General features: G+C 38.6%; 14 protein-coding genes. 1 reads left to right on the forward strand and 13 read right to left on the reverse strand.

What is annotated here, in order from left to right; all coding sequences use genetic code 11:
- Positions 1 to 64: 64 nt before the first annotated feature.
- The 11 genes from C4B60_RS17535 to C4B60_RS17585 form a co-directional block, all read right to left on the reverse strand.
- A complete protein-coding gene (locus C4B60_RS17535; protein WP_104059333.1) occupies positions 65 to 1,306 on the reverse strand; it encodes an ATP-binding protein in 1,242 nt (413 codons plus the stop codon).
- A gap of 486 nt (positions 1,307 to 1,792) precedes the next feature.
- Positions 1,793 to 2,245: a VOC family protein gene (locus C4B60_RS17540; RefSeq protein ID WP_104059334.1), complete on the reverse strand. Its 453-nt coding sequence runs from the start codon at positions 2,243 to 2,245 to the stop codon at positions 1,793 to 1,795.
- Positions 2,246 to 2,508: 263 nt separating this feature from the next.
- Complete coding sequence (locus C4B60_RS17545; protein WP_104059335.1) at positions 2,509 to 3,150, reverse strand: ThuA domain-containing protein; 642 nt, start codon at positions 3,148 to 3,150, stop codon at positions 2,509 to 2,511.
- A gap of 11 nt (positions 3,151 to 3,161) precedes the next feature.
- Complete coding sequence (locus C4B60_RS17550) at positions 3,162 to 3,860, reverse strand: SDR family oxidoreductase (RefSeq protein ID WP_104059336.1); 699 nt, start codon at positions 3,858 to 3,860, stop codon at positions 3,162 to 3,164.
- A gap of 11 nt (positions 3,861 to 3,871) precedes the next feature.
- Positions 3,872 to 4,324, reverse strand: coding sequence for a VOC family protein (locus tag C4B60_RS17555; protein ID WP_104059337.1), 453 nt, complete (start codon positions 4,322 to 4,324; stop codon positions 3,872 to 3,874).
- Positions 4,325 to 4,677: 353 nt separating this feature from the next.
- A complete protein-coding gene (locus C4B60_RS17560; RefSeq protein WP_135122140.1) occupies positions 4,678 to 4,887 on the reverse strand; it encodes a hypothetical protein in 210 nt (69 codons plus the stop codon).
- Between the two features lie 53 nt (positions 4,888 to 4,940).
- On the reverse strand, positions 4,941 to 5,435 hold the full coding sequence (locus tag C4B60_RS17565) for an SMI1/KNR4 family protein (RefSeq protein WP_104059339.1): 495 nt from the start codon (positions 5,433 to 5,435) through the stop codon (positions 4,941 to 4,943).
- Positions 5,436 to 5,582: 147 nt separating this feature from the next.
- Positions 5,583 to 6,023 carry a tripartite tricarboxylate transporter TctB family protein gene (locus tag C4B60_RS17570; protein ID WP_104059340.1) on the reverse strand — a complete coding sequence of 147 codons (441 nt, stop codon included), beginning with the start codon at positions 6,021 to 6,023 and terminating at the stop codon, positions 5,583 to 5,585.
- Position 6,024: 1 nt separating this feature from the next.
- The gene (locus tag C4B60_RS17575; protein WP_104059341.1) at positions 6,025 to 7,506 is read right to left on the reverse strand and encodes a tripartite tricarboxylate transporter permease; all 1,482 of its coding nucleotides are present in this window, start codon (positions 7,504 to 7,506) and stop codon (positions 6,025 to 6,027) included.
- A 165-nt stretch (positions 7,507 to 7,671) separates the two neighbouring features.
- Positions 7,672 to 8,640, reverse strand: coding sequence for a type 2 periplasmic-binding domain-containing protein (locus tag C4B60_RS17580; protein ID WP_245154041.1), 969 nt, complete (start codon positions 8,638 to 8,640; stop codon positions 7,672 to 7,674).
- Between the two features lie 97 nt (positions 8,641 to 8,737).
- Complete coding sequence (locus C4B60_RS17585) at positions 8,738 to 9,607, reverse strand: LysR family transcriptional regulator (RefSeq protein ID WP_104059342.1); 870 nt, start codon at positions 9,605 to 9,607, stop codon at positions 8,738 to 8,740.
- Between the two features lie 138 nt (positions 9,608 to 9,745).
- On the opposite strand from C4B60_RS17585, the gene C4B60_RS17590 reads away from it, so the two are divergent.
- Positions 9,746 to 10,876: a 2-methylaconitate cis-trans isomerase PrpF family protein gene (locus C4B60_RS17590; protein ID WP_104059343.1), complete on the forward strand. Its 1,131-nt coding sequence runs from the start codon at positions 9,746 to 9,748 to the stop codon at positions 10,874 to 10,876.
- A gap of 99 nt (positions 10,877 to 10,975) precedes the next feature.
- Here C4B60_RS17590 and C4B60_RS17595 read toward each other — a convergent pair whose 3' ends face one another.
- Both C4B60_RS17595 and C4B60_RS17600 read right to left on the reverse strand, forming a co-directional pair.
- Positions 10,976 to 11,680, reverse strand: a complete 705-nt coding sequence (locus C4B60_RS17595) for an RQC-minor-1 family DNA-binding protein (protein WP_245154042.1) — start codon at positions 11,678 to 11,680, stop codon at positions 10,976 to 10,978.
- Between the two features lie 88 nt (positions 11,681 to 11,768).
- A complete protein-coding gene (locus tag C4B60_RS17600) occupies positions 11,769 to 12,077 on the reverse strand; it encodes an SWIM zinc finger family protein (protein ID WP_104059344.1) in 309 nt (102 codons plus the stop codon).
- Between the last annotated feature and the right edge of the window lie 347 nt (positions 12,078 to 12,424).

The raw sequence follows: 12,424 nt of genomic DNA on the forward strand, positions 1-12,424 counted from the left end.
CAGGTGGTTGTTTTAAAGAGATAAATTTTAATTATTGATCAGCAATGCCCTTTAATTGTGAAAGTCAAGTATGGCTTACTTCCATTTTTAATAATGATTGAGTGGTGGCGGGTAAAATGATTTCAATCGTGGTTCCCACGTTTACTTTACTTTGAATAATTAACTTGCCGTTATGGCTTTCGATAATCTTATAGCAGGTCATGAGTCCAAGACCTGTTCCCTTTTCCTTCGTGGTATAAAATGGTTCTCCAAGTGTAGGGATCCGCTCTTGTGGAATTCCGATCCCCTGGTCAATAATAAGGATTGAGATCGTATCGTCTTCTGATTCCCTTACCTTTACATCAATAATGCCGCCCTTAGGCATAGCTTCAATTGAATTTTTCAAGAGGTTTAGAAACACTTGCTTTATTTGGTTTTGTTCACAGCTAACCATAGGCAGGTCACTTTCAAACTCCACGAAAATTTGGACATTGTTCAAAATGGACTGGGTATTAATCAAGGTTACAACATCTTTAATTAATATCTTCACATCTTGTTCTACAAAAGTTGCTGCACTGGGTTTTGCGAGCACCAAAAATTCCCCCACAATTACATTTATTCTTTCAAGCTCTGAAAAGATAATGTCAAAGTACTCTTTTTTTTGGTTATTGGACTGGACCAAATTGATAAATCCTTTGATTGAAGTGAGTGGATTACGTATTTCATGAGCAATACCCGCTGCTAACTGACCGAGCATAGCGAGCTTTTCTGATTTTTGAATGAGCCGTTCTGATTGTATTTTTCTACTGGTAACATCTTTTCCAATTGAGAGGATTGCTTGTTTTTTGCCAAAGACAATAGTTAATGAAGAAACCTCAAAGAAAAACTTGGACCCATCTTTCCGTATTAATTTATGCTCGATACTGTTTAACGGCCGTTTTTCTTTCTTTACCTGCTTTAAGCGTTGCTGTACACGCTCTATATACTCGAAATCAGTAAAATCAAGAATAGATTTCCCAATAACTTCTTCTTTATTTTCAGCCCCGAACATACTGACTGCCGCTTTATTTACATACACAATAACTTGATCCCGGTGGATAATAATCGACTCTGGCAATGAATCGATTAGTTGTTTATAGCTGTCTTCACTGGCACGTGCCTGTTTTTCATAGAAACGGGCTTTATCATATTGCCTGCCAACAAGCCATGCTATAACGGTAAAGAGAAAAAAGTCCAACGTAAAAAAGGCTTCATCGTTCACCACTGTCTGGTAGGTTGTAAATCCGACCGAAACGAACACTAAAGAAATTTGTCCCGATTTATTCATCGTATCCCTCTTACTCTTAATTATTTTATTTAGCTTTTATAATAGCATATAAAAATGTGCTTTTATGTAACTTTCTGTAATTTTATGTAATCTAATTAGAATCTCTTGCTGTTGACGGATGATGAAATCTACTAATTTTATTAATCTATGATTAAATTCCTTTTTACGATACTGCTCGCAAGTCACAAATTAATATGGAGCAGAAAACGGTGCATCAGATTTTTAAATAGTAGAGGAGAAAAACAGTTGAAAACTTTTGATGGTTGGAACGCAACTTTATATGATGATCACCAGCATTTGTTTCGAAATACGGCAATAGCCTAATCGGGTGGTGCCAGGCACCACCCGATTTCTGTCAATTAACGTCGAATGAGTAAAAAAGATCCATTGCAAGCTACTTCAGCTCACAACAGATCCTTTATTTTAATCATTACGGCTGTATTAACATGAACTATGCTCAACTGTCCCTGATTCAACCCAGTTTTCTTAATTCTTATTTTCAAGCAGTTCAAAAATCACCTTTAACTCTTCATTCGTATCAACGTATGCATATTTGTCTCCTGCATACTTTCCTTTCTGTAGTAGCGGGATTCCTTCTTTATCCATGTCGCGGACTCTTTCATCTATTTTATCTGTTGCTAAGCCTATATGCTGAACGCCTTCTCCATGGTTATCTAAGAACTCTTGCCAGATGCTTTGTTCACCGTTTGGCTGGATCAATTCAAGCTGGACGGAACCCATATTAAAATACACAAGGCGGGCACGGGCATCTGTTGGCTCCTCCCTGTACTCAGTTTCTGCTTTATCAAATCCATCTGTCCAAACCACATCAGGCTTTTCCATTCCAAAAAAATCTGCATAGGCTTGCGAAGTTCTTTCTATATCGTGCACGACAATGCCGATTTGAGCTATTTTATTTGAATTTACTACTTGTTTCATCTCGATCATCTCCTTATAGAATAAGTAGATTTTAGATAAATAGGCTTATTCACCTATATTAATTGTTTACCCGATGTTATCTCCACTAATCATTTCGGGTGTCTTCTTCGTGGGGTGGTACTTCATTGTGCCCTCTGTGGGGCCTTCTGTGGTGCCTGGCACCACCCGATTTATGTCGATTAGGTACTTTTACTAATAAAAAAAGATCCGATGTAAGCTTCCAGAGCTTACATCGGATCTTTTTATTCTCTATTTAATTCCAATCATAGAAGTTCTATTAAACTCTTCCTTAACACATCTATAAAAGCAGCATCAGCTAATCCTGCTTCGTTGTGTGCAGGGGTGAGGCAGACGACTTTTCCTTTCCCATATGTATGAGACCAGCCTGCTATTGAGCTGCCGTCAATTGATTCTGAGCGCATAAAGATACCCTCGTGATTGTCATCGCAGTGAACAAAATAATGTTCATCTACCAGTATGAATGTAGACAGGCTTTCATAAGCAGTACCTTGTTCGGGAAAGTAGGTTACCTCCTGATGCTCTTTTGGATGGAACTTGAAATGTCCTCGCAGCATGTCAGTATAGTCAGTCAAATCATCATACGAAGCCAGGCCTGAATGCCAGGCAAGCCAGCTGCCTCCGTTTTTCACATAGTCACTTATCTCCTTAGCCACCCTCTCATCCATCCATGTTTCAACGTTGTCATCTTCAGGGTTTAACCGGTTCTCCGTGGAGAGAATGACTGCATCTGGTAAACTTTTAAGCTGATCGCTCAGCTCACGAGCAGTAGAATATTCCACTTCGACTTCTGCCTCCGCCCTCTTCAATCCAAGCTCCATGGATTTTATCAGGTTGTCCTTTTTATGATAAAAGTCACCAAGGACAGCTACGATCCGCTTCGTCATTTCACTCACCTCTAAATTTTCATTGGTTGTCCTTTATAATCTACAAAAACATATTCTCCATTAACTTCTACTGAACGATCAATTAAACGATAGATCCCTTCGCTTGAGGTTTCAGGTGAAATGGCTGCTTTTTCTCCACCCATATCTGTCCTCACCCACCCGGGATGTATAGATAGAACCTGAATCTCTTTTTCTTTTAAATACAGGTCAAGCTTTTCAGAAAGTAAATTTAACGCGACTTTTGACAGACAATACGGGTAATTCCCTACATAAGCATTCGAAATACTTCCTGCATCAGACGAAATATTTATAATAGATTGCTGACTGCCCTTTTCAAGCAGTGGCAATAAGTGTTTTATTACTCTTATCGGTCCAAGTGTATTAACATCAAACGACTTCATACACTCATTTAAGTCCAACTCTTCAATTGATTTGTCACTCTCAAGCAAAATCCCCGCATTATTAATAATGACATCCAAAAAACCGGCAGATTTCTCAATTTCATTTTTTGCTTTAACAACAGAAGCTTCATCCGCTACATCGACTTGCACAATTCTAAGCTGCCCTGTTTTATTCAGATCACCGAGTATTCCTTTTTCTGCCTCCTCAGCAGACCTCACCCCTGCAAAAATAAAATCTCCCCGCTCAATCCCTTTTTGAACTAACGCTAAACCAAGTCCTCTATTTGCACCGGTTATGAATATATTCATATCAGCTCTCCTTACTTATCATTTTCAAGCAGTTCAAAAATCACCTTTAAATCCTCGGTAGTATCCATGTATGCATATCTTCCACCTGTGTACTCTCCCTTTTGAATCAAGGAAATTCCTTCGCTTTGCATGGCATCCACTCTTTCTTTCATCTTGTCCGTTATAAAAGCAATATGCTGCACGCCTTCCCCATGTGTATCCAAATACTCTTTCCACGTACTCGGTTCCTCATTCGGCTGGATTAGTTCAAGCTGGACAGACCCCATATCAAAAAACGCAAGCTGAGCACGGGCATTTGATGGCTTTTCTTTATACACCGTTTCCGCTTTCTCATACCCATCTGTCCAAACAGCTTTAGGCTTTTCGATACCAAAAAAATCTGCATATGCCTGTGAGGTTTTCTCAATATCACGTACGATAATCCCGATTTGTGCAATTTTATTCGAATCCAATGCTTTTTTCATGGAAACCATCTCCTTGTTTTATAGTAAAAATAATAGATGCACTTAAACTCCTATCTGGAAATTTACTTATATTAGGAATTCGATTGATTACTTCATTCTCCTTTATAAAAGACAAATATTTTACAAAACTGCTTTATTTAACTTTTTAAAATTCAATTAAAAAACAAAAAGACCTTCCAATCGTCCAGATAACGAATGAAAAGCCTCTATTTAGGTGGTTTTTTTCTTCTGTTAAAACCCTAAATATTTTCTTCATTTGGTTGATACATTCCTTCTTTTTTAAAAATCTCCCACAGTACAAATAAAAGTTCAAAACCTTAAGGGATAAGACACCAATCCAGTATAAGAGTCTACTAGTGTTTTCTTTCTTTTTTGTCTATTTTATTTAAAATAAAATCATACCCGAAGAAAAAATTTAAACCCGCCATTAAAATAGTAAATGATGTGTTAGATCGTGACTCCAATAGAAACGAATACATAGCACTTGCCCCTAAAGCAAACAAATAAAATACAAACCCTGCTTTTACCGCTTTTTCTGTGTTTTTTATTTCTTTTTCATTCATTTTCCGAAAAAACATGTCCCATTACTCCAAGTGCATGTAGTTTTTTCGCGTTTTTACTCCCTCCCCCACTCCCAAAAAGAGGACCCCTGAGCAAGAATAAACCGTTCAAACCAAGTAGAGAAATCCAGAGATGTTTTTTCAAACTCGTCTTCAAAACTCATAAATTCCCCGATCCAAATGAAGTTTCTTTCAGACTCCCTATTCTCAGTCTGGCAAACGATCCATAAGCCATCCATCCCCGTTCCTATAGGAGTAAAGCCTTCAGGACAATCCCAAATTTCCTGGTGCTCTACTATCTCTTCCACTGAAAACAAATGCGTTCCGCCCCCATTTTCAGGATGAACAAATAAATCAGCACCATTATGTAATCTTAAAAAAGCAATAAGATCTTTAGGAGTATATTCGGGCAGCTTGTTAATTTCTTTTTCTGATGCCCGTGGAAAGAAGTGAAATATTTCTTCGGCAATATAGCCTTCTTCCCTTTGGACGATCAGCTTATTTTGATTGAGGCTTTTCTTTAATGAAAGAAGTGCTTTCAACTTTATCATTCCTTTAGTAAATGCCTGACATCAGGAGTAATTGAAATTTCGGATGATAATCCTATTATAAATAATTTCTCCTATTAACAATCTTGTTATTGAAATTACTTAATGTTAAAGAAAAGGTGAATGAAACTAGTCAATTAGTTTTCCACTTCAAATCCCTATTAATCCCTGCGGCCATGCAATTTTCAGTAAATTGCTTACTACTGTCATGATTACCAAAGCGATACCTGTTGAGTAGACAGCCTTAAATAGCGAAAACTTAGATTCTATTAGTAAAAAGGCAACGAGATAAATAGCTGTAGCAAGAAACAAACCTGCTAAATAGATGATACCTATGTACCCTGCAACCCAGCATGTGTAAATCAGTGGCTTTAAAATTAATACCCTGGATTGCTCCACTTTTTCTTTTTGTTTCACTAATTTAAAAATTTCCGTTGCTAAATAAATACCGGAAACAATACTTCCGATTATTGACACATATAAAGGGAAGAATTGAGCTAATCTTGAAAAAGCAAGTGCACTTACAGCTGCCCAGGTAAAAGTAATAAATAGACACGTAGTAAAGATTACATTCAGTGTTTGTTTAGTCATTTTATACACCTTCTCTTTGTAAGCTGATACTGATTTTTTTCATGATGGCTCCTCCAGTAAGCAGGATTACAATAATTATGCCGATTGTAATGACAACTGGCTGACCGAGCCATTCCCACCCATATCTTTCAATAGAAATCCAATAATATCTTTCTGCTGAGACAGCTAGGACAAAACCGATCAGCAACGGTGGTCTTGGCCAATCGAGAATTGTCATGATATATCCCAATAAACCAATTGCGATCAAAGTAATAAGGTCTCCCCACGAAAAATTACTTTGATAAGCTCCAATTACTAAAAGGACGGCAAGGAAAGGGACTAGCTTTTCTCCAGGTATCAAGCTCAATTTAGCAATCGGTTTGATTAAGATCATACATAATAGTGCCCCAATTATATTAGCAATGACAAGTGTCCAAACAATTGATAAGGTGACAGGGAGTTCGGATGTCAACATCTTTGGCCCTGCTTCTAACCCCATTAAAATCAACCCACCAAGCAGAATAGCGGTAGTCCCGCTGCCCGGAATGCCAAAAAGAAGTGTCGGGATAAGTGACCCGCCCTCTTTCGCGTTATTAGCACTTTCCGGAGCGATGACTCCCCTAATGTCTCCCTCACCGAATTGGTTGTTCTTTACCGTCTTTTTTCCAGCTCCATAAGCAAGCCAGTCAACGACACTTCCTCCTAAGCCCGGAATGAATCCCACCAGACTTCCTAAGATAGCGCTTCTCACTACTAAAAATTTATTTTTTAGCGCATCACCAATTCCTTTCAATACCCCTCCCTGTAAGTGAGTCGTTTTTGCAATACTTCCTTTTTGGATGAGCATGGTAATAAGAATGGGAAAAGCGAAAATTGCTAGTGCCACAACTGGAAGAGAAAGACCATCTGATAAGTAAAGTGAATTGAAAGTATACCGATACTCAGTAACAGCCGGAGCACTTCCTATTGCACCAATCAGTAAGCCTAATAAACCAGATAACGCTCCCTTAGCAGGAGAATCTCCCGCCAAAAGACCTGCCATGCTCAGTCCAAGCATTGTTAACATAAACAGGACCGGTGAAGTAAAGCTGGTGATCAGAGGAGCTGCAATTGGAATAGCCAGAAAAAGCACAATACCCCCAATAATTCCCCCTATCATCGAACAAAATAAGGCAGCTCCCATCGCCCTGGATGCTTCCCCCTTTTTAGCCAAAGGGAATCCATCCATAATGGTTGCTTGCGAACCGGCTGAACCGGGAACCCCAATCAATATAGAAGGAAAAGTATCTCCTGTATGGATAACGGCTACCATCCCAATTAACAATGCGATGCCGACGAAAGGATCCATTCCAAAAATGAATGGAAGCATAAGGGACATTCCTACGGTTCCGCCTAAACCTGGAAGTAGACCAACGATGATTCCCAGACCAATACCAAGACACATGAATAACATTCTTGATGGATCTAATACAATACTTAAGGCCTCCATTGCACTTTCAAACATAGTATCCCCTCAATTCTATAGTTTTCTGGCATCAACTCCATGTTCTCTTAAGAGAAATTCGTACACCCACTCGATTATTTCCTCATTCGTGTTTTTCTCCAGGTTCTCAATTCTTTCCTCTAACTCCTGCTGCGTATAGATTTCATACCCCTCCAGAACCTTAGATTAATCTTCCTTGAATTGATCATCCTCGACTAGCTTGTTGACTGCTTCCTTCAATTCATTTTTGGCACTTTCAGGAGCACTTTTATGAACCCAGATAACCTTTTGTAAGGTATAGGTAGCGTTTAGAAAGTGCTTGTACGTTTCCCAGACCCGTCCTGAAGGCTCAACGCCATGTATTTCTTCATAGACCTCTTTTACAGTCGGAATATCTGGAAACTGAGGATCTCTCACAACTTCTCCGTTCTCGTCGATCTGTCCCAGGCTATACAGCGGGATCGCTTCCCCATTTTCTACTTTAGGAGCGATGTTATGCTTATAAGCTGTCGTCGTTTGAAAATCAATATTACTTTCACCTTGTTCAAAAGCTACTCTTGCCGGCCCTCTCCCTTCGTACCCTAGTACTGCTTTAGCATCTATCTCCAACACTTCAAAAGAGATTAATGTTGTTAAATCCAAGCCGGTGGGTGACATCCCAGCAAAAAACAAATCTTCTTTTACCTGTTTAAGTTCGAAACCGCTTCCAATTTTCAAGTCGGGAGAACCGTATACTACCCCACCTGTAGGAGCTCCAACTAAAGGAGTTAATTCATCCAGGTTATACTGAACAGACGACTGTTTCAGTAAATAGGGGATATGTGTTGAAGCACTGGTTGTGACCAGGTTTGTTCCATCCTTTGAATACGAATTAACATATTTATTCGTACCTGTAATACTCCCGCCGCCTGGAACATTTTCTACTTGAATACTAGGCTGGTTCTTAATGTGATTTGACAGCGGCTTCGTCATAAATCTTGCAAAAACGTCCGTGCCTCCTCCTGACTGGTAGGGAACAACCATTGTCAGCAGAGTATCCTGATAATCCACCTCTCCTTTACTAGTTTGATTTGGACTTATTAACACTAAAGACTGACAACCTGCCAGAAAAAGAGTAAGAATCAACAATAAAGTAAGCGTATACATTTTTCTCACTGTCATGTCCTCCTTCTTTTTTTATGTTGTCATCAGGTTAAAGAAATCATCGCTATAAGTAAAATAGTTAAATATTATAGGTCGTCATAAAAATTTTTTATATCTTAACTGTTTGCTGTTTGATTAAGAAGTCAATAAAAGCTTCTACAATCGTCAACTGGATAAAGTCTGTACGGTACATTAGCCACGTATCCCTCAGGACAGGCTCCCCGTTTTTATAATGTAACCCTTCTGTATAAAGCTCATCTGAAGGAGTTAAGCAGATCTCCGGTACAACAGAAAAGCCCAGATCATTCTTTACCATTTCTTTACTCGTTTCCTGTCTGTCCACTTCCATTGCAGTTAAGGGGGACTTTGTGAAATGATCATTCCACCAGCTGCTTATCAAGCGTTTAAGTGAATTATCAGTTTTGTAGTAAATGAATGGTAATTGCGGGAGCTCATCCAGTAGAATTTTGTTTTTAGATATAATATATAATTGCTCTTTTGTTAAAAGTAATTTTTCTCCTTCCCATTCATAATCTCCTCTTAAAATGCCGAGATGAATTTGAGATTGGTTTAATAAACTCATAATTTCAGTACTCCAACCCGTCAGTACCTTGAACTGGACATTAGGGTAAGAGGTTGAGAATTTTTTTAATAATGCAGGAAGCTTATATTGCGCAAAATTACTTGATACACCAATCCGAAGTGTCCCCCTCACATCGTTGCCAATGTTAAAAATCTCATCTTTTAAATGGAGGTATTTCTTTAGCTGCTCCTCTGCATATTCCACGAGATACTCGCCTTCAGAAGTAAATTCAATTCCTTTCTTTGTTCGGAAGAAGAGTTTTGTCTGAAAAGACTCCTCCAGTTGCTTCAATCGATAACTAAGAGCAGGCTGTGTAATAAATAATTTTTCAGCTGCTTTTGTTAAACTCTTTTCCTCTGCAATCGCCTTTAAAATTTGCCAATCTTTTTGGTCCATCGTGATCATCGCCCCTTAACTATAAAATATTTTTATATAGTTTAATATAATTTTTTGATTTTTCTTATAATCGGTTCCATTGTACGCTATGAGTATCATTTGGACAACATTCATTTTGCTTTAAGGAGGACATGAAAAATGAATAAAGTACCGATTACACTTATGCGTGGCGGAACCAGTAAAGGCGTTTTTTTGCAGAAGAAAGATCTACCTGAATACGATCAGGAAGTTAAGCAATTGCTTCTGGATATTATGGGCAGTCCTGACCCTAACCAAATAGATGGGCTGGGCGGAGCTAACTCTCTTACAAGCAAGGTAGCGATTATTGATGAAAGCAGCGACCCTTTATATGATGTTGAATATACTTTTGCGCAAGTAAGCTTATATGACCAAATGGTCGATTTTAAGGGGAATTGCGGGAATATCTCTTCAGCAGTCGGTCCTTACGCAATCGCTAAAGGACTTGTTCCAATACAAGAGCCCATTACAAAAGTAAGAATATTTAATACAAACACGAACAAAATCATCACAGCTGAGGTTGAAGTAGAGAATGGCAGAGTAAAATCAGAAGGAAATTATTCTATCCCTGGCGTACCAGGCAGCGGTTCCCCTATCTTTTTATCTTTCGAAAATCCTGAAGGAGCTGTTACAGGAAAAGTACTTCCCACATGTAAAACCATCGATGTTCTCTCTTGCTCTTTAGGTGAGGTCAATGCATCAATTGTGGATATCGCCAACCCGCTGGTATTTGTTCGTGCACAGGATATAGGACTTCGCGGGGATGAATTACCTGAGGAATACTCAACGGAGCAGCTTGCTCTTTTAGAGGAATTGCGTTCAGCAGCTGCTGAGATTTGCGGATTCGCCTCAAAAACTGAAGCGACAGCACTTTCCCCAGCCACCCCTAAAATGGCAGTCGTTTCAAAGCCTCTTGACTATCAGGATAGTGCGGGTCAATTTCACAAGAAAAAAGATTTTGATGTGCTGGTGAGAATGATGTCAATGCAGCGTCCACATAAAGCACTGGCTATTACAGGGGCAGTGTGCATCACAGCAGCCAGCAAAATTGAAGGAACAATCCTCTCAGATATGATTGATCGAAACAAACAAACTATCTTAATTGGCCACCCGGCCGGGGTTATGGAAACAATCTATCAAGAGTTTCCCTTAACGATTAAAGTTGGCCGGACTGCCCGTCTTTTGATGGAAGGGTTCGTGTACACAAAAAGTGATTATAATCAGTCTTTTGTTCAAAGTATTCATCATTGATGGGGCTTTTTATGATTTAGCAGGTTTAAAATCCCTCAAAGAAAAAATTTCTTCCTTTGAGGGATTTTTTTGCCATCATTTTTTAAGTTCAATGTCACTTTATGAATAACCAAACCCTTTTCCACGACAGATCTTACACTTCTTCGGATAGGAAAGGCCTTTTTCTCTATAAAACTTTTGTTCTCCTATTGTCCAGGTGAATCTCCTCGTACAGGACCAGCATTTCATTCTAATATCATGAGGGATGACACCTTTCAGTGCTTCATTGACTTCATCCTGTCTCTTCTCTGCTAAAGAATGGCTGACCGGCTCGTTACTTTTTAAAACATCTATGGTGTATTGAATCTCAGCTTTGACTTTTTTGTAATCGACCTTTGCCCATAGCTCTAAATAAGGAATGAATGATTGATCGCCCGATTCTTTCACCTTATCTAGCAGCAACAATATCATTTCTCTATTCCGGTCTTTTAAATAACTCATATCAGGGTTTTGCTTTCCTTCCCTGATCCATTCTCTCCACTCATTTATGAATTCATCTGTATATTGATCACGTTCAATTAACCATCCCAAATCTGTGAAAGTAATCAGTGGCAGCTTTCTGAAATACTTAATCTCCAAAAATCGATAATCGATCATCCACTCAATTTTTTGCAGAACATCATCCAATTTTACTCCTTTATAAAAGCCGTAGGAAGGGTTTTTATCGAGCCCCAGCTGCAGTACTTTCTTATCCTTTGACCCTTTTAGGATCTTGGCCAGAAGGGTTTTTCCTCCTTCGGCAATGATGGAATCAGCCGCTCTCAAAATGGCCTTTTTTTTTCTTTTGATAAATGATCGGTTGTTGTTGTCATTTAAATGGCAGCTCCTTTTTACTATCAAGAGGTTACTTCTCTTATTCTTCATTCCTATCGTTTGTAGTTCCATACTTAACAATTAAAGCTTGCTCCACAGTCTGGTCTTTGCCTGCAATATCAAGAATAATTCCCTCAAGCTCTTCCCTTGATAGATTTTTAAGAAATGCCTGCAGCGCCAACCTATCATCACTTTTCGGCTGGTTATCATCTAGTAAATCAGCATGTTCCAATCGATCTAAAAGCGCATAATAACAGGCAGTTTCGTGCTTACAAATAGAGGGAAAGTCGTAAGGACAATCACATCTGGTATATAACACCTCATTATTTGCTCCAAGCTCAATACGCACTTCATAAACCTCTGACCCTTCGATATAAAAACAAACGAATTTTTTTCCCGCTCCTATACTTCCATCAAATGCCCTTCAAGGTAATATTCATGTCCTCTACGTACTATTTTTCGATTTATATGTTCTTCGAAATTATGTAAATTCATCTAACTTCCTCCGATTTTCAAAAGGCATCCCTTATCCGGCTCATGGATGATTAACCATAAAGCAAAAAAACCTTTAATAACTAAAATGATAACAAGCTAAGTAAAAGTTTACTAGGTGTTTTTTTGAAATAAGAAATGTAGATTTATTCTCTATAAATGATGAATTTATTCATTCGCTACTTAGAAAAATAGACCAAAACA

Origin of the sequence: Jeotgalibacillus proteolyticus, assembly GCF_002926065.1 — a bacterium.
GTDB classification, from domain to species: domain Bacteria; phylum Bacillota; class Bacilli; order Bacillales; family Jeotgalibacillaceae; genus Jeotgalibacillus; species Jeotgalibacillus proteolyticus.

Coding starts and splice junctions, on each gene's coding strand:
- C4B60_RS17555 (WP_104059337.1), bottom strand. CDS start 4,324: ATGAAAAAAGCATTGGATTCGAATAAAATTGCACAAATCGGGATTATC.
- C4B60_RS17575 (WP_104059341.1), bottom strand. CDS start 7,506: ATGTTTGAAAGTGCAATGGAGGCCTTAAGTATTGTATTAGATCCATCA.
- C4B60_RS17560 (WP_135122140.1), bottom strand. CDS start 4,887: ATGAATGAAAAAGAAATAAAAAACACAGAAAAAGCGGTAAAAGCAGGG.
- C4B60_RS17545 (WP_104059335.1), bottom strand. CDS start 3,150: ATGACGAAGCGGATCGTAGCTGTCCTTGGTGACTTTTATCATAAAAAG.
- C4B60_RS17565 (WP_104059339.1), bottom strand. CDS start 5,435: ATGATAAAGTTGAAAGCACTTCTTTCATTAAAGAAAAGCCTCAATCAA.
- C4B60_RS17550 (WP_104059336.1), bottom strand. CDS start 3,860: ATGAATATATTCATAACCGGTGCAAATAGAGGACTTGGTTTAGCGTTA.
- C4B60_RS17535 (WP_104059333.1), bottom strand. CDS start 1,306: ATGAATAAATCGGGACAAATTTCTTTAGTGTTCGTTTCGGTCGGATTT.
- C4B60_RS17570 (WP_104059340.1), bottom strand. CDS start 6,023: ATGACTAAACAAACACTGAATGTAATCTTTACTACGTGTCTATTTATT.
- C4B60_RS17590 (WP_104059343.1), top strand. CDS start 9,746: ATGAATAAAGTACCGATTACACTTATGCGTGGCGGAACCAGTAAAGGC.
- C4B60_RS17585 (WP_104059342.1), bottom strand. CDS start 9,607: ATGGACCAAAAAGATTGGCAAATTTTAAAGGCGATTGCAGAGGAAAAG.
- C4B60_RS17540 (WP_104059334.1), bottom strand. CDS start 2,245: ATGAAACAAGTAGTAAATTCAAATAAAATAGCTCAAATCGGCATTGTC.